Origin of the sequence: Shinella zoogloeoides, from assembly GCF_003574625.1 — a bacterium.
GTDB lineage: Bacteria > Pseudomonadota > Alphaproteobacteria > Rhizobiales > Rhizobiaceae > Shinella > Shinella zoogloeoides_A.
The window spans coordinates 691,434-708,660 of the sequence record NZ_QNUJ01000001.1 but is presented as its reverse complement, the minus strand read 5'-3'; the positions used below and the strand labels follow the sequence as shown (position 1 = coordinate 708,660).

General features: G+C 65.0%; 13 protein-coding genes. 1 reads left to right on the top strand and 12 read right to left on the bottom strand.

All coding sequences use genetic code 11. The annotated features are described in order from the left end of the window. Positions 1-57 precede the first annotated feature (57 nt). The 8 genes from DSD28_RS03435 to lsrF form a co-directional block, all read right to left on the bottom strand. Positions 58-453, bottom strand: coding sequence for a PAS domain S-box protein (locus DSD28_RS03435; RefSeq protein ID WP_119254928.1), 396 nt, complete (start codon positions 451-453; stop codon positions 58-60). A 31-nt stretch (positions 454-484) separates the two neighbouring features. Continuing rightward, on the bottom strand, positions 485-2,218 hold the full coding sequence (locus DSD28_RS03430) for a glycerol-3-phosphate dehydrogenase/oxidase (protein WP_119254927.1): 1,734 nt from the start codon (positions 2,216-2,218) through the stop codon (positions 485-487). After that, on the bottom strand, positions 2,215-3,717 hold the full coding sequence (locus tag DSD28_RS03425; protein WP_119254926.1) for an FGGY-family carbohydrate kinase: 1,503 nt from the start codon (positions 3,715-3,717) through the stop codon (positions 2,215-2,217). Before DSD28_RS03425 ends, DSD28_RS03430 begins: the two co-directional genes overlap by 4 nt. A gap of 1 nt (position 3,718) precedes the next feature. Continuing rightward, on the bottom strand, positions 3,719-4,684 hold the full coding sequence (locus DSD28_RS03420) for an ABC transporter permease (RefSeq protein WP_162911221.1): 966 nt from the start codon (positions 4,682-4,684) through the stop codon (positions 3,719-3,721). A gap of 5 nt (positions 4,685-4,689) precedes the next feature. After that, positions 4,690-6,228, bottom strand: coding sequence for a sugar ABC transporter ATP-binding protein (locus DSD28_RS03415; RefSeq protein ID WP_119254924.1), 1,539 nt, complete (start codon positions 6,226-6,228; stop codon positions 4,690-4,692). 58 nt (positions 6,229-6,286) lie between these two features. Further along, positions 6,287-7,402, bottom strand: a complete 1,116-nt coding sequence (locus DSD28_RS03410) for a sugar ABC transporter substrate-binding protein (protein ID WP_162911220.1) — start codon at positions 7,400-7,402, stop codon at positions 6,287-6,289. A gap of 116 nt (positions 7,403-7,518) precedes the next feature. Continuing rightward, on the bottom strand, positions 7,519-9,474 hold the full coding sequence (locus DSD28_RS03405) for an SDR family oxidoreductase (RefSeq protein WP_119254922.1): 1,956 nt from the start codon (positions 9,472-9,474) through the stop codon (positions 7,519-7,521). Between the two features lie 64 nt (positions 9,475-9,538). Then, positions 9,539-10,426 (bottom strand): 3-hydroxy-5-phosphonooxypentane-2,4-dione thiolase, encoded by an 888-nt coding sequence (lsrF, locus tag DSD28_RS03400; RefSeq protein ID WP_119254921.1) that lies wholly within the window; start codon positions 10,424-10,426, stop codon positions 9,539-9,541. 369 nt (positions 10,427-10,795) lie between these two features. Between lsrF and DSD28_RS25750 the strand changes: the two genes are divergently transcribed. Beyond that, entirely contained in the window at positions 10,796-11,593 is a 798-nt protein-coding gene (locus tag DSD28_RS25750) for a DeoR/GlpR family DNA-binding transcription regulator (protein WP_162911219.1), read from the top strand. Between the two features lie 99 nt (positions 11,594-11,692). On the opposite strand, the gene DSD28_RS03385 is transcribed toward DSD28_RS25750, so the two are convergent. The 4 genes from DSD28_RS03385 to DSD28_RS03370 all read right to left on the bottom strand — a co-directional run bounded on the left by DSD28_RS03385 (position 11,693) and on the right by DSD28_RS03370 (position 17,209). Continuing rightward, the gene (locus DSD28_RS03385; protein WP_162911218.1) at positions 11,693-14,122 is read right to left on the bottom strand and encodes a glucose/quinate/shikimate family membrane-bound PQQ-dependent dehydrogenase; all 2,430 of its coding nucleotides are present in this window, start codon (positions 14,120-14,122) and stop codon (positions 11,693-11,695) included. Between the two features lie 298 nt (positions 14,123-14,420). Further along, positions 14,421-15,491 carry an ABC transporter ATP-binding protein gene (locus DSD28_RS03380; protein ID WP_119254919.1) on the bottom strand — a complete coding sequence of 357 codons (1,071 nt, stop codon included), beginning with the start codon at positions 15,489-15,491 and terminating at the stop codon, positions 14,421-14,423. 30 nt (positions 15,492-15,521) lie between these two features. Beyond that, on the bottom strand, positions 15,522-16,349 hold the full coding sequence (locus DSD28_RS03375; RefSeq protein WP_119254918.1) for a carbohydrate ABC transporter permease: 828 nt from the start codon (positions 16,347-16,349) through the stop codon (positions 15,522-15,524). Continuing rightward, positions 16,346-17,209 carry a carbohydrate ABC transporter permease gene (locus DSD28_RS03370; RefSeq protein ID WP_119254917.1) on the bottom strand — a complete coding sequence of 288 codons (864 nt, stop codon included), beginning with the start codon at positions 17,207-17,209 and terminating at the stop codon, positions 16,346-16,348. Before DSD28_RS03370 ends, DSD28_RS03375 begins: the two co-directional genes overlap by 4 nt. Positions 17,210-17,227: the final 18 nt, after the last annotated feature.

Genomic DNA, 17,227 nt, shown 5'->3' with positions numbered 1-17,227 from the left:
CGGCAACCCACGACATCGTATTCGCATGGAAATCCGGCCTGACAGCGACTGCAGCGGCTATCGGGCCGCTTTTGCCCGCTCTCGCTCAACTCTCTCGGTCGCATCTCGCGCCACGGCAACAGAACCGACGACGCAATCGGAGGACCGGACGAGTGCGAAACTCATCTCGACATAAAGCCTGCGCCCCGTCTTGTGTGTTGCCCTGGTCAGTGTCGGCCGGCCATTCAGCTTCAATTGTCCCGCCTTGACGGCGGAATCGAAGCCGGCCCAGTGCGCGTCCCGCAGATGCGGCGGAATGATAAGATCGAGCGATTCACCGATGGCCTCGTCCTTTTCGAAGCCGAAAAGCGCAGTCGACGCGCCGTTCCACCCGGCTATCTTTCCATCGACCGTCGCAAAGATCAGGGCGTCCGCCATCTGGTCCAGAATGAAAGTGGCGATGGCGTCGTCCATTGGCAGGGCCCTCCGCGCTCCTTCCGTGACCTCAGATAAATCGAGGCCGCGATCCTGTCAGCCCGGACACGTCGATCCGATGCAGCTTGCGGTAACGATATACCAACCGCTCCAATTCCGCCGCCCGCCGCGCGTCATCCCAACGACGAAACAGTCCGATGACACCGACCAGTTCCTCCAGCGCATCGTGGCCCAGCGGCCGCTCCAGAAACACCGAGCTGCGCCCGAAGAGAAAGTCTTCAGCGTGCAGGACCAGTTCCGTATCGCAGATGATCGCGATCTCCTCCCGAGAAAATTCCGGCAAGGAGGCCAAGAAGGTTTCGCCCTTCGCGAGCGCCGGCGCGACCGCTTTTGCGCGCGAGCCGTATCGGGCGACAAGCTGGCGGGCTCTTTGGCGCGAAAGCCCGTGCTCATCCGTGATGGCGGACAACAGGCGCTCCGTCGGAGCGGCGTCCTGGGAAAGGCCCGTTCCGCCGCCGATAGGCAGATCCGCCGTCGAGGATGAGCGGCGCTTGCCCAGATGGGCGAGTATCCTGTCGGTCGCTTCGGCCGAAAAGGCCCGAAAGGTGGTCCATTTGCCGCCGACAAGCGAGACGATCGGGAAACGGCGCTCGCCTTCAGGAGGCAGTTCCGGCATCGAGTGGTCGCGGCTGATGGCGCCGGGGTCGCTTGCATCGTTCGCCGGCAGGGGGCGGACGCCCGCATAGCTGAAGAAGATGCTCGCACGATCGACCGGAACCTGCGGGAAGAGCCGCCGGAACGCGCCAAGGAGATAGTCCACCTCTTCGTCGTCACAGGCCACGCCGTCTGGATCGTCAACCGGGATATCGGTGGAGCCGAGCAGCACATGCCCCATGAAGTTCGACAGGATGCAGATACGCCCGCCCTCGGCCTCGAAATAGATCATACGGCCGTGCAGGGTTTCGGCCAAAGCCGGAAGGTCGAGCAGGAGGTGGCTGCCCTTGGTGCCGCCGATCATCCGGCGCCCGGGGGCCGCGCTGGCATTCACCCGGTCGATCCAGGCGCCCGCGGCGTTGACCAGCACGTCGCATGTCAGCGAAAACGCCTCGCCCGTGTCGACGTCCTGAAGCTCGACGCGGTTGCCGTCGATCCCGCTGAAACGCAGGTGGTTCAGCGCCATGCTGCCGGAATTGGCCGCCATGCCGTCGAGGGCGAGTTCCACGACGAGCCGTTCGGGCGACGTGATCCAGGCGTCGTAGTAGGAGGCAGCGATCTTCAGGTCCGGGTCCAGATCGGGGATTTCGCGCAATATGTCCTGCCGCGCGATCATGCGGTGGCGCGGCATGGTCCGGTTCAGCGCGCCATAGAGATCGTAGAGCCAGAGGCCCAGCTTGATCACCAGCGCGCCGCGCTCCGTGATCTTTGCCGGCATGCGCAGGAACTTCCGCAATGCCGGAACGACGCCGCCGAACCAGGAATGAATCGGGATGATCATTTCGAGCGGCCGGACATAGTGCGCGGCATTGCGCAGCAGCCGATTGCGTTCCTCGGCGGATTCCCTGACCAGCCGGAATTCACCGGTTTCCAGGTATTTGAGCCCACCGTGGATCATGCGTGACGGGGCCCTGCTGGCGCCGGCGCAGAAATCGCCCTGCTCGACGAGGAGGCAGCCGACGCCATGGAGACTGAGGTCGCGGAACGTGCCCATGCCGTTGATCCCGCCGCCGACGATCAGGACGGGGACATGGCCGATGCGGCGCAGGGCCTCCAGCCGGGCTTCGCGCGTGGTGTCGCCTGCGCTCATGGGGCGGTCTTCTCCTTGTGGCGGTGCATGACCGTGTCGATGGCCTCGCGATAGCGGCCATAGCCGGCCTGAAGGCGGGGTACAGCCCGGCCCGGCTGGTAGATGCGCAGGTCCGGCGCGGTCCGCGCGGTCGCCTCCTCCCAGTCGCCGTAGACGTTCACGGCAATCCCCGCCGCGATGGCCGCGCCAAGCGCCCCGGCCTCTGGCATTTCCGGCACTTCGACGCGGCGGTTCAGCACATCGGCGAAGAGCTGGCCGAAGAAGGGATTGCGGCTGCTTCCGCCCGTCAGGCGCACCTTGCCGACGCTTCCGTCCGGGTCGATGAGATCGACATGGTGGCGGTGGTTGAAGACGATGCCCTCCGCGACGGCGCGCAGCATGTGGCCCCGCCCATGCCAGCCGCGCAGCCCTAGAAAGGCCGCCGGCACATCCTCGGCATGGGGGGACCCGTAGAGATAGGGAAGGTAGACGATGTCGGAGGGATCGTCCGCGACGGCGTCCAGCTCGGCCTGAAGCAGGGCGAAGGGATCGCCGCCCGCCAGCGCGTCCCGCGCGGCCGTGCCCAGGAACCAGTCGAGATTGGCGCTGGAGGCGGGAGAAACCGACATGTTCATCCATTGGCCGGGACGCAATCCATTGCGCGCATTCCAGCCCACCGACGTTCCCGGCACGTCGACCAGCATTTCATTGATCGAATAGGTGCCGGCGATGACGGCGATCGTGCCGGCTTTCGTCACCCCGGCCCCGACGGCGCAGGCCGTCACGTCATGCAATCCGGTGGCAACCGGCGTTCCGGCCGCAAGCCCCGTCGCGCGGGCAGCCTCCTCGGTGACATATCCCGCGACCTCGCAGGGCATCAGCACGTCCGGAAGGGCATTCGCAACGGCGCCAAGACCGAAGAGGGCGAGCGCCTCCTCGCTGTAGCGCTGCGTTCCTATGTCGGTGAAGGCGACGCTTGCCTCGGTGAAATCGGTCGCCACCCTGCCCGTCAGGCAGAAGCGGAGCCAGTCCTTGCAGGAGAGGACGGCCGCGATCCGCTGGAAGCGTTCCGGCTCCTGCGCCTTCATATGGGCAAGCAGCGGCGCCGGGGAGGACGCGAAGGGACGCTGCCCCGTCAGTTCCAGCGCCTTTTCCGATATGCCCGTCTCGTCCCAGTGGCGCAGCAGCGGCTGGGCGCGGCTGTCGAGCGAGGTGGCGGCAAGGCCGAGCGGCGCACCAGCGCCGTCGAGCAGATAGAGGCCGTCGCCATGGCCCGCCACGGACACGGCGGCCGGGCGGACCGTCGCGCCGACGCAGGCGCTCGCCTGTTCCAGCGCCTCGCGGATCGCCGCGGCGGAGGCTTGCCAATGCGCCGTCATGTCGCGCTCGACGTGCCGGGGCACGGCCTTGATCTGCGCGATCTCGCGGCGGGCAAGGGCCACGACCTTGCCGTCGTCCCGGAAGACGACGGCCTTGGTGACGGTGAGGCCGCTGTCCAGCCCCAGGAGATAGGCCGGCATTTCAGGACTCCAGCCGCGCGTGGCGCAGCCGCTCCTGCAGGCTGGCGAGATAGATCGCCACCAGAAGCACGCCGCCGAAGACGACCTGCCGGATCGAAGGCGGCACGCCGTGAAGGTTCATGAGGTTCTCGATGATCGAGATCACCAGCACCGCCGCGAAGACACCGCCGACATTACCCTTGCCGCCGGTGAGGGCCGTGCCGCCGAGAATGGTGCCGGCGAAGACCATCATGATATCGCCCTGCCCCATGTCGGCCACGACGGATTCCAGCCGGCCGACCTCGAGAAGCCCGCCGAGCGCCGCCAGGAAGCCGGCGATGACGAAGCAGACGATCTTGGTCCGCTCGATGTTCACGCCCGCCACGAACGCGGCATGCTCGTTGTTGCCGAGCGCGAGGATATCCTTGCCGAGCCGGTGGCGGTCGATCATCAGCCATGCCAGGACGAAGATCGCGATCCAGACCAGGACGGCCACCGGCAGGATGCCGAAGAGCTTGGCCGAACCGAGATAGACATAGCCCTCGGGCAGATAATAGACGCCTTCCGGGATCAGATAGACCACGATGCCGCGCATCAGCAGCATCGTTCCGAGGCTGACGAGGAAGGAGCTGACCCTCAGCTTGACGGAGAACAGGCCGTTCACCAGCCCCGCGATGGCGCCGAACAGCAGCGTGCAGAGCACGGCGACGATCGGATAGCTGTCGAGCCCCATCCCCTGGAAGAAGAACACGACGGCCAGCGCTGGCGCGAGGGCGAAGGTCGATTCCAGCGACAGGTCGACATTGGCGGTCAGCAGCACGAAGAACAGGCCGAGCACCATGCAGCCGAGCGGGGCTGCCGCCCACATCACGTTCAGGATGTTGCGCGCCGAAAGGAAGCCCGGCACCGCCAGGCCCGCAAGGCACAACAGCGCGAGCAGGGTCCAGATCAGGTGCTTTTCCAGAATGAGAAAAACGAATTTGTTCACCGAAGTCATACCCGCACCTCTACGCCCTGTATCGCCTTGTAGATCGTCTCGACATCGAAGCCCGGCATGCCGCGCTTCAATTCCCGGACCGCACGTCCCTGATAGAAGATCAGGATCCTGTCGCAGATCTCGGCCAGCTCTTCCTCGCTCTCCGAGATCATGATGACGCCCGCATCGCGCGACAGATCCTCGCGGATCATCTTCAGAATGTCCGGCTTGGCCGATATGTCGACGCCGCGCGTCGGTTCGTTCAAAAGCACCAGCCGCGGCGCCGTCAGCGAGAGACGGCCAAGCAGGATCTTCTGCTTGTTGCCGCCCGACAGGCCGTCTATCGGCACGTCGAGGCCGGGCGTCTTGACCTTGAGGCGCGTCACGATGGACCGGGCGACGGCCTCGCATTCGCCGCGCCGCACGAAACCGAGCCGGTTCGTCAGCACCGGAAGGCCGGCGATGATCGCGTTTTCCAGCACGGAGCGGTTCTGGATCACCGCCTGCTCCTCGCGATGCTTGGGCAGGAAGGAGACGCCCGCCGTCTGGGCCGCCTTGGGGCTTTTCAGATGCACCTCGACGCCGTCCATCTCGATGGAGCCGCCATAGTTCGGAACGAGCCCGTAAAGCGCCTCGATGGCCGCGTCCTTGCCGGAGCCTTCCAGGCCGGCAAAGCCCAGCACCTCGCCGCGATGAAGCGCAAGGTCGAGATGCGCGAGGGAGCGGCCGGCCTTCAGCCCCCGCACGGTGAGCACGGGAGGGGCGGTGAATTCGGGCTGGTCGGTATAGTTGATCTCGGTTCGCGCGACGTCGCCGACAATCCAGTCGGCCAGTTCCCTGCCCGTGGTTGCCGCCGTCTCCAGCGTCGCAACGCGCTCGCCGTCGCGCATCACGGAAACGCGGTCGGTAAAGCCCATCACCTCGCTGACGTGGTGCGAGATCAGGGTGAAGGACAGGTCCGGCTGTTCGATGATCAACCGGCGCAGGAGGCCGAGCAGGCTCTCCTTGCGCTCGCTCGTCAGCGATGCGGTGATCTCGTCCAGGAGGATCGTGCGCGCCTTCTCGATGAAGACCGCGCGGCCGAATGCGAGAAGCTGCTGGGTCTCCAGCGGCAGGTCCCCCATGCGATCCTCGGGGCGGGCGCGAAGGCCGAGCTCGCCGATGACCTCCGCCGATTGCCGGCGCGTCACGGAGGGGGCAAGAAAATTCAGGCGGCCGCCCGGATGGCGCCCCATGAAGAGGTTGTCCGCCACGGAAAGGTCGGCGGCGAAGGCCGGCTCCTGGGTGACGAGCGCGATACCAAGCTTCTTGGCGCGCGCCGGGCCGGAATGCGTCGGCGTCAGCGCGCCGTGTTCGGTGACGATCTGTCCCTGGCTCGGTGCGAGCAATCCCGCCACCATGGAGACGAGCACCGACTTCCCCGCACCATTCTTGCCGATCAGACCGTGTATCTCGCCCTTGCGGACGCCCAGATCGACGGAATCGACGGCCAGAACGCCGGGAAACCGGCGGGTCACGCCTTGCACGGCGAAGCTCAGCGAAGGGTCCAGTGTCATGTGAACTCCTGTTGCGGGAATGGCTGCGAGCGCCTGCGCGCCCGCAGCCGAGGCCCGGTTACTTGCCGAAGTCGGGCATCTTGCCCGTCTGCTCGACCGTCATTTCGTTCGCCCAGTTGTGCGGGTCGTCGTAGTTCGCATCGCCCGGCACGCTATAGGCCTGCGTCTGGTACCAGGAACCCTCGATCGCGTCGGGCCTCAGCACCTTCACCGGCGCCCAGACGGGATCTTCCCCGTCGAGCAGCACCTTGCCTTCTTCCGGCAAGGCGTTGCCGGACATCAACGTATAGAGCATCCGCATGGAGATGATGCCCTCGCCCGTCGCCGGCTGCACGGAGATATGGTCGATCTCCCCGCGGGCCATGGACTGGAATTCCGGCACCGTGCCGTCGATGGTCGCGACCGGGATGTGCTTGGGATCGTCGATCGGGAAGAGCAGGTCCTGCGCCTTGAAGGCCGGAACCGCGCCGCCGATGCCCATCGTGCCGTCGATGCTGGCGATGCCGAGGATCTTGTCCGCGCCTTCGCGCGAGATCACGTCGTCGACCACCTTGCGCGCCTTGCCGCCGTCGCAGCCCGCTTCCTGCTCGACGATCTTGACGCCGGGATATTTGGCGGCGATCGGATCGAGCGCCGACCGGTAGCCGGTGTGGCGCGCGATATCGAAGGAAGCGGTGATGATGCAGCGCAGTTCGATGAAGACGCCGCCCTTTTCGGCCCAGCCCTCCCCGCGCAGCGTGTCGAGGCGCTTGACCAGCGCCTCGCCGCCGAGGCGGCCGGCCGTCTCGTTGTCGAAGGCGACGAAGGTCTGCTTGACGCCGGGGACCCAGGCATTGGTCGTGACAACCGGAATGTTGGCCTCCTGCAACTGCTTGACGATGCTGCGCATGGCCTCACCGCGCCAGGGCGTCAGGAGCACACCGTCCACGCCGCTGTCGAACTGCGCCTGAAGCGCCTTGAGCTGCTGGCCGGCATCGTTCGCGCCGAAGACGTTGAACGTGATCGTGTCGCCGGTCGCGGTCTGGATGCGCTTTGCCTCCTGCTGCTGGCCGAGCGCGACGCCGTTGAAATAGATGTCGTTCGGTTCCCACCGGATGACGGCAACCTTGTAATCCTTGGCGGACACGGCCCCTGCCATCAGGCACAGTGCCGATACCGCGGTCAGTCCTTTCAAAAAGCCTCGCATCCTATCCTCCTCTTGTGCTGGTGCTTGCTTTACAACCGGTTCTTCCTGCTGTCGCTCTTCGGAAGCTGGGCTTTTACGATCCAGCCGCCTGGTATTCCTCCGGTTCAGATGACCCGGTCATTGCCGCCATCCACCGGAATCTGTGCGCCCGTCGTCCGGGAAAAGGTGCTGTCCGCCAGCGCGACCACCGCGCGTGCCACGTCCTTCGACGTGACCTCGGTCCGCATGAGGTTGCGCGCCTTGTATTGCTCGACCGTCAGGCCGTAGCGCCGCGCCGACGTCGCCAGCGCCTCGGGCGTCCACAGGTCGGTGTCGAAGACGCCGTCGGGATGGATCGCGTTGACCCGGATACCCTCCGGCGCCAGTTCGAGGGCGGCGACGCGCATCAATTGCGTCAGCCCCGCCTTCGAGACGGAATAGGCGGCGGCGCCAGCGCCGGGCGCCAGCACGTTGCGGGAGCCGATGAAGACCACGCTCGGATCGACGCCGTGGCGCAGGAACGGAACGGCCTGCTTCAGAAGCTTGCGATGCGAGGTCAGATTGACCGCGAGCGATGCGTCCCATGCCACATCGTCCAGCACTTCGATATTCGCGCCGGCGCGGAAGATACCGACATTGGAGACCAGGATGTCGAGGCCGCCATAGTCGTTCACGACCTGCCGCAAGGCCGTGCTGACCTTCGCTTCATCGGTCAGTTCTACGACGATGCCTTCATAGCCGGGACGATCCATATGGTCCTTGACGGCGGGGTTGATGTCGAGCCCCACGACCACCGCGCCGCGATCACGCAACGCCTCGGCTGCGGCACGGCCGATGCCGGTGGCGCAGCCGCCGACAACGGCGACCCTGCCGGCCAGCGGCGGCAGCGCGCCCTGCGCCCGCAGCTTGGCCTGCTCCAGTTCCCAATATTCCAGCGCGCGCAGGTCGGCCTCGTCGAGCCCCTGCCAGCCGCCAAGACGAGCCGCCAGCCGAAGGGCGCGCAGATTGGCCGCGGCCACGTCCGCCGAGACGCGCGCGCGCGCCAGCGTCGGCCCGAAGCTGCGCACCGCGCCGTCGGAAAGCAGGGCCCAATGGGGATGGGGCGGCAGCGGTATCAGGTCCTTGTCGCCGCTGCGCTCGACATAGGCGCGGTATTCGGAGGCGAAGTCCTCCAGCGCCTTTTCCGGTGCATCGCCGATGACGGCGGGAAAGGGCTTGTTGTGAATGACATGTTCGGGCGTCAGCGTGCCGTGGCGCGAAAGCCGGGCGATCTCCGCGATCTCCGAAGCCGGCACGCCGGGCACGGGACGCGAGATCATGGCGCGGCCGGCGATGCGGCTGACGGCTCCGCGAAAACGGGCGATATCGACGGGATCGGTCGCGGCATCCGGGGTAGCCGGCAGGGGCGGAATACGGGCGGAAAGCCAATCCTCGGCGCGGGCGCAGATCGCCACCATTCGGTCATAGCTTTCCCGGGCCGTATCGCCCCAGGTGAAGACGCCGTGATGCTCCAGGATGATCGCATCGGCCTCTGCGAATTCCGGCGAAAGGAGCGCCGCGCGCATCTGGCGGGCGAGATCGAAGCCGGGCTTCACATAAGGCAGGATCATGACGCGGGGGCCATAGATTTCGCGCAGCAGCGCTGTCCCGTTCGTGCTGTTGGAGACCGTCAGCACGCCGTCGGCATGGGAATGGTCGACATAGGCGGCGGGAAACAGCGCATGAACGATCGCCTCGATGGAGGCGGCCGCGGCCTGCGGGTCGAGGCGGGCGCGCTTGACCTCGGCCACCATGTCGCCGTCCGTCAGCGTTTCAAGCTCGGCGAGCGCCAGCAATGCGGGAAGATCGAGCGCGGTGAAGCCCTCTATGCCCATCGTGCCCAGGTCGAAACCGCTGGCCTTGACCCAGATCACCTGCCGCTCGTTTCCGAAACGGTCGGTGAGAGCCCCCTTGTAGGACGTGTTGCCGCCGCCATGCAGCACCATGGCCGGGTCACGGCCGATGAGCCGCGACGAGTAGGCGCGCAAGTCGAGGCCCGTGATGGCCTTGTCCGCTTCAGCCTCGTTCCAGAGGTTTTCCATGCGATGATCCTTGTTATGCAGCCGGGCCGCAAGACCCGGCCCCTCCCCTCGGCGATGGCGGCCCTCAGGCCGCCGTCTTGCCGTGCAGGTCCTGGAAGAGCTCGTAGCCCTGCGCGCCGGTCCGGCCCTCGTGCACAACGGCGGCGAGCGCGGCGAGCATCGCCACCGGATCGGTCGACTGGAAGACGTTGCGGCCCATGTCGACGCCGGCCGCGCCCTGGTCGATGGCGCGATAGGCCATTTCCAGCGCTTCCCGCTCCGGCAGCTTCTTGCCGCCGGCAATGACGATCGGAACCGGGCAGCCGAGGGTGATGCGCTCGAAGCCTTCGTCGACATAATAGGACTTGACGAACTGCGCGCCGATTTCCGCCGCGATACGGGTGGCGAGGCCGAAGTAGCGGGCGTCGCGAGCCATCGCCTTGCCGACGCCGGTGACGGCCATGGTGGGGATGCCGTAGCGCGTGCCGGTATCGATCAGCTTCACCACATTGGCGATCGACTTGTGCTCGTATTCCGCGCCGATATAGACCTGTGCCGCCATGGCGGCGGCGCCGAGGCGGATGGCGTCGTCGATCTCCACGCTCACGAGCTCGTTGGAAAGCTCCGTCAGGATCGAGTTGCCGGCCGAGCAGCGCAGCACGACGGGCTTGAGCGATTCCGGCGGGATCGAGCTGCGCAGGCCGCCGCGAGTGCACATCAGCACGTCGGCATGGGCGGCAAGCGGCGCGATGGTCAGGTCGAGCCTTTCGAGGCCCGTGGTCGGCCCCTGGAAGTAACCATGGTCGAAGGCCAGCATCACGGTGCGGCCGGTATCGGGGCGGAAGACCTGCGAAAGCCGCGCCTTCATGCCCCAGTCGTGATGCGCATTGCCCTTGAGGAAGAAGCGCGAGGTGTCCGCCGGACGATCCCGTCCCCAGTCCTTGCCGTCCTTGATGTCGTCCAGATCTGCCATGTCATCCTCTGTTCTGCCGCCCGTCCGGCGACGTTCTTACAGACGCGCGCCATCGCTGGCCCGGAGCCTGAAGCTCCCGCCGGAAACGCCGTCTTGCCTGTCGGTGACCTCCCACCGTCGAATGATCGATTCCTAGCAATCGATTTTATAAATATCAAGGATTATGTTATTTATATCGGAATTTATGTTGCATCGCCAAAAACGCTAAATGCCCGCATCCTCAAAAACTACGCTTCCGATCCGAGGAAATCCGCTAAAAACGCTGATAATTCGTCATTTTTCCAGATTTCGCGCTTGCGCAAGAATTCGATGGACACGCAGCATGAATTCCCCAATAAAGGAAAAATGTTAAATTCAGAGCGGGACGACATGGACGATCATAACAATTCCAATCCCGAGGCCGCCTCTTCCAAGGCCGAGAGAAGGCGCACGAAAATCATCCAGACGCTGATGAGCGGCTCGTCGACCCAGATACGGGACCTTGCCGAGTCCCTCGGCGTCAGCCTGATGACCATCCACCGCGACCTTTCCGTGCTCGAAAAGGAAGGGCTCGTGCGGCGCCTGCGGGGCTCGGTCTCAGCGGAAAAGTCGCTTCTGTTCGAAAGCAGCTACAATTATCGCGGGCGCAAGAACGTGGAGGACAAGAAGCGGCTGGCGCGCGCAGCGGTCGCCCGGCTGGAGCCCGGCAATGCGGTGATGATCGACGACAGCACCACCACCTACTATCTCAGCGAATTCCTGCTGGATGTCGCCCCGCTGACCGTGGTAACCAATGCGGCGCCGATCCTGGAAAAGCTCCGCCACGCCCCCGAAATCGACCTGATCTCGACAGGCGGGCGCTATCATCCGGGCTATCACGGCTATTTCGGAGCCAATTGCGAAAAGGCGATCCGCTCCTACCATGTCGACGTGGCGATCCTGTCGACCACGACGATCCAGGGGCTTTCGCTCTATACGCCCGACGAGATCGTGGTGCGCGCAAAGCAGGCAATGATGCAGGTGGCACGCAAGCGCATCCTCCTCGCCGACGCCACGAAGTTCACCTTCAGCGCACTGAACTATGTGGCTGAGATCACGGATTTCGATCTGGTGATCCTGACCGGCGACATACCGCCCGACAAACTCGATCTCATTCGCGCTTCGAAGGTGAATGTCGAGATTGTCTAGGAGCGCGATCGGTTGCGGCTGATCCTCAACCTTCTGCATCCCCACGGCGAGGAAGCGATACCCCGGCCCTTTTCAAGGCCGGGGCGATCTCCAAGCCGATCAATCCGGCAGCGCGTAAGCGATCACGTAATCGCCGCGATCCGGCGACTGGCGGGCACCGCCGGCGGAGATGACGATATATTGCTTGCCGGTCTTCGGCGACTTGTAGCTCATCGGACCACCCTGGCTGCCGACGGGCAGGCGCGCCTTCCAGACCTCCTTGCCGGTGGCGCTGTCGAAGGCGCGCAGGTAGTAATCCTGCGTGCCCGCGATGAAGACCAGGCCGCCCTGCGTCGCCAGCGTGCCGCCCAGCGTCGGCATGCCGACCGGAATGGGCAGGCCCATCTTGATGCCGAGCGGGCCGGTATCCTCCACCGTGCCGACCGGAACCTGCCACTTGATCTTCTGCGTCTTCATGTCGATCGCCGTCATCGAGCCGAAGGGCGGCTTCTGGCAGGGGATGCCAAGGACAGAAAGGAAGCGGTTCTTGTTGACGGCGTAGGGCGTTCCCTTCATCGGCACGACGCCCATGCCGGTATTGACCGCCTCGCCGCCACTGCTGACGGCTTCGGTGGGTGCGGCCTCGACCATCTGGATCCAGAGACCAAGGCGCATGTCGTTGACGAAGATGGTGTTCGTCACAGGATCGGTGGAAATGCCGCCCCAGTTCATGCCGCCCAGCGAGCCCGGGAAATTCAGCGCCAGATCCGTGCCGGGCACGGTATAGACGCCATCATAGCGCATGCCCTTGAAGCCGATGCGGCATAGAAGCTGGTCGAAGGGCGTCGCACCCCACATGTCTCTTTCTGTCAACGTCTCGGCGCCGATCTGCGGCATGCCGACCGAGAGCTTCTGCGTGGGAGAATAGGGCTCGTTCGGGATCGAGCCGGCCTTCACCGGAACGTCATCCACCTGGGTCAAGGGCATGCCGGTGGCGCGGTCGAGCACGTAGATCTGCCCGGCCTTGGTGCCGAACACCAGCGCCGGGACCGTCGTGCCGTCCGCCTTCGGGAAGTCGATGAAGGAGGGCTGCATCGGCACGTCGAAGTCCCAGAGGTCGTTATGGACCGTCTGGTAGACCCACTTCTCGCGCCCGGTCGTGGCGTCGAGCGCCAGCATGGAAGCACCGTATTTGTGGTCCAGCGCCGTGCGTGTCGCGCCGTAGAGATCGACCGAGGGGCTGCCGACCGGCATGAAGACGGTGTTCGATGCCGGATCGTAGGACATCGAGGCCCAGACATTCGGCGTCGAGCGCGTATAGGTCTGGCCCGCGGGCGGCAGCTTGGTGATTTCGGGATTGCCCGGGTCGAACGCCCAGCGCAACTCGCCGGTCACGACATCGAAGCCGCGCATGACGCCGCCGGGCATGTCGACCTGGACATTGTCGGCGATACGGCCGCCGACCACGACCGTCGTTCCGGCCAGCGTCGGCGCTGAGGTGAGAACGTAGCTCGGATCGGCAACCTCGCCGAGCCCGACCTTCAGATCGACGCGGCCATTATTGCCGAAGTCCGGGCAGAATGCGCCGGTGTCGGCGTCGAGCGCGATCAGTTCGGCCGTGATCGTGTTCATCAGGATGCGGCGCTGGCACGGCGCGCCTTCGGTGACGCTGACCGGCGTCACCGGCGTGGAGCCTGCCGCCGTCGGCTGGACGAGTTGCCTTGTGGCGTCGAAATAGGCAAGGCCGCGGCAACGCATCCAGACGGAGGACTGGGCATTGATCTCGTTCTTCCAGATTTCCTTGCCGGTATCGGCATCGATGGCGATGACGTTGTTATGCGGCGTGCACAGGAAAACGCGATCGCCCACCTGCAGCGGCGTCTGCTGGTCTTCCGCGCCGTTGCCGCCGGGGCTGATCGGCGTATCGCCAGTACGATAGGTCCAGGCGACCTGGAGCTTGCCGATATTGTCGCGCGTGATCTGGTCGAGGGCGACGAAACGGCTGCCGCCGGATGTGTTGCCGTAGGCCTCCCAGTTCTTCTGCTCGTTGGCCGGGTCGACCTTGACGAGCGCGTCGGGCGTGCCGGAGAACGCGACGCTCGGATGCGGCACGAACATGCCTGCAAAACCTGCGGCGGACGCGCAGGCGAGCAGGATGGCGACGACGAAGGAAGGCACGGTGGCCGGGGAACGCCCCGAAGCGCGGCCCAGCAATGGATAGGAGAGCGCCACGACCGTCGTACCGACGCCGAAGGCAAGCAGCCGCGAATTCAGCGGCCAGAATTCGAGACCGACTTCCCACACCGCCCAGACGGCCGTGAGCAGGGTGACAAGGCCGAAAAGCAGCGCGCCCGCAGGCTTTCGCAGAACGACCAGCAGCCCGGAGAGAACGATGGCGATGCCGGCAATCAGGAAGTACCAGCTACCGCCGAGCATGGCGAGCTTCGCGCCGCCGATGGCGAAAAACAGGCCGCAAAGAATGAGAACGGCGCCGAGCACGAACAGCCATATTCTAGAGGCCGGCCCAAGTGCGCCTCGGGATTGCATCATGATTTCCAACTCCTCTGGTCTCAATCGAAAGGACAGTCGGGCTGCGAAACCATGTCATGGGCTACCGGATGAAAACGCAGGGCAACCGCCTTCATTCGCTCGAAACGGGGCCGATGGCCGGCCTGAACGGCAGGCATGCCTCCCCATCGGTTGAAATGGACCACCGCACCCTCCCTGCACAACGGCCACAGAGACATTCTGCCTTTGCAGGTATATTTCCCGCCAGTGCAAGTTGGCAAGGTTTGCCGCGGTCACCGCCGGCATACGATTGACCACCGCAGACGGCGCGCCGCTCGTCCTAGACCTCCACTCTGTCCCCGGTCGTGCGGTCGAAGACGTGCAACCTGTCCGCCACGAGATGCACGGCGACATTCTCCCCGACGCCATGGCCTGCGCTATCCGACGTGCGGGCAACGATACGCCCTTCGGCGGTGGCGATGAACCAGAGCTTTTCATGGCCGAGGTTCTCCACGCCCTCGATGGTGCCGGCGATCGACGGCCCGTCGCCTGCCCCGAGGCGGACATGCTCGGGCCGGATGCCGACGGTGAGCGCGGTCGGAAGATGGCCCGCGCCCGGCAGGTTCAGGGCGCCGATGCGGATGCTGCCGCCTTCTGCCCGAGCCTCGAAGAAATTCATCGGCGGCGAGCCGATGAATTTGGCGACGAAGAGATTGGCGGGACGGTGATAGACTTCTTCCGGCGTGCCGAACTGCATGAGATTGGAGCGGCCGGCCTGCTTCAGGGGTGCCAGCACGGCGATCCGGTCGCCCATCGTCATCGCCTCAACCTGGTCGTGGGTGACGTAGATCATGGTCGAACCAAGCTCGCGGTGGAGCTTGCTCAGTTCATAGCGCATGGCGGCACGGAATTCGGCGTCGAGATTGGAGAGCGGCTCGTCGAACAGGAAGACGGCAGGCTTGCGCACGATGGCGCGGGCAAGCGCCACGCGCTGCCGCTGGCCGCCGGAAAGCGCGCCCGGCCGCTTGTGAAGGTGGTCCTGCAGGCCGACCATGCGCGCGACGTCCGCAACGCTCACGGCGATCTTCCCCTTCGCCTCGCCACGCAGCCGCATGCCGAAGGAGATGTTGTCGGCCACCGACATATGCGGGAAGAGCGCATAGTTCTGGAACACCATGGCGACATCGCGCCTGGCCGGATCGACATCGTTCACGACACGGCCGCCGATGGAGACATGGCCCGCGCGGCCCTCCTCGAGCCCGGCGATCAGGCGCAGCGTCGTCGACTTGCCGCAGCCGGACGGGCCGACGAAGACGACGAACTCGCCGGCCTTGATATCCAGATCGAGATTGCGAACGACATCGACGGAACCGTAGGAGATATCGACGCCCTGAAGGGAAACGGCGGACATGGCTTTTTTCCTTGATTGATCCGATGCGGCTTACTTGACCGCGCCGAGGCTGAGGCCCTGCACGATGCGCCGTTGCGCCAGAATGGCGAACAGGGCCATGGGCAGGATGATGATGATGGAGGCGGCCGACATCGCGCCCCAATCGATGGAGGCGTAGCCGCGGAAGCCGGCGACGGCGAGCGTCACGGTCTGCGCCTTCTCGAAGGTCAATGCGAGAGCGATGGTCAGCTCGTTCCACATCTTGATGGAATTGAGGATGACGGTTGCGGCAATGCCGGGGGCGGCGATCGGCACATAGATCGTCCAGACGATGCGGAAGGTGCTCGCCCCTTCCAGCCGGGCCGCCTCGGCAAGGGCTTCGGGGATATCGGCGAAGAAGGCGCGCAGCAGCCAGATCGTGAAGGGCAGCGTAAAGACCTGGTAGATCAGCGCGAGGCCGATCACCGTGTCGTAGAGCCCGATGGACTGGAAGAGCACGTACATCGGCACGATGAACAGGAACTCCGGCAGCATGTAGGAGATCAGCAGCCAGATCAGGATCGTGCGCCGCCCCGGCACATGTTTCCGGTTGAGGTAGTAGGCGGCGGGAATGCCCGCGGCGAGCGCCAGCACATTGCCGATGGCGCAGACGATGAGGCTGTTGAAGAAGGCGCCGGAAAAGCCCGTCGAGGACCAGGCCTTGCCGAAATTCTCCCAGACCGGCGAGAAGAACCAGACCGGCGGCATGGCGAAGGCGTCGACCTGGGTCTTCAGCGCGATGGTCAGTATCCAGAAGATCGGGAACAGCGAGACGACGACGGCGAGGACGGCGACCGCATAGGGCCAGAACGCGCGGCGGGCGGAAGCGGAGGCGGTCATGCCTTTTCTCCATCGTCGGTGTCGATCACCAGGTAGATGATGCAAAGCGTCAGGATGATGAGCGAGAAGACGACGGCGATGGCCGCGGACTCGCCGAACTTGTAGGACTTGAACGCCGTCTGGTAGGCGAGGGTCTGCACGCTTTCCGTGGCCCTCAGCGGCCCGCCCCCGGTGGTACCGAAAATGATGTCGAAGACTTTCAGCGTATCGATGGTGCGGAAGATGATGACGGTGATCAACACCGGCTTCAGCATCGGCAGCGTGACGTAGCGGAAGGTCTGGAAAGGCGTCGCGCCTTCCAGCCTCGCCGCCTCGAAAGGCTCGGCCGGCAGGCTCTTCAGCGCGGATGAGAGGATGATGAAGGTGAAGGCCGTCTGCCACCAGGTATCGATCATGATGATGGACGGCATGGCGGTCGGCACGGTTCCGAGCCAGGCAGGGCCGGATATGCCGACAAGCGACAGGAGATAGTTGACGATGCCGAGCGTCGGGTCGAGCATGACCTTCCAGATCAGTGACACGGCGATGCCCGAAACCATCAGCGGCAGGATCATCAGCGTGCGGATCAGGCCCGCGCCGATGCGGATGCGATTGATCGCAAGCGCCAGGCCGAGGCCGAGACATGTCTCGATGACGACGGCGAAGACCGCGAAATAGAAGGTGTTGAACAACGCCTTCGGAAAGCCGGTCCCCGACAGGATCCGCACGAAGTTGCGCATTCCGACGAACTTCGCCTCCGACCCCCAGTTCCACTGAAGGAGCGAGAGGTAGCCGGCATAGATGACGGGGTAGAGCGTTCCCGCGGCCAGCAGCACGAGGGCCGGCGCGATCAGCCAACGGATATGTTTGTCTCGGCGCATGGTCGATACGATCCTGCT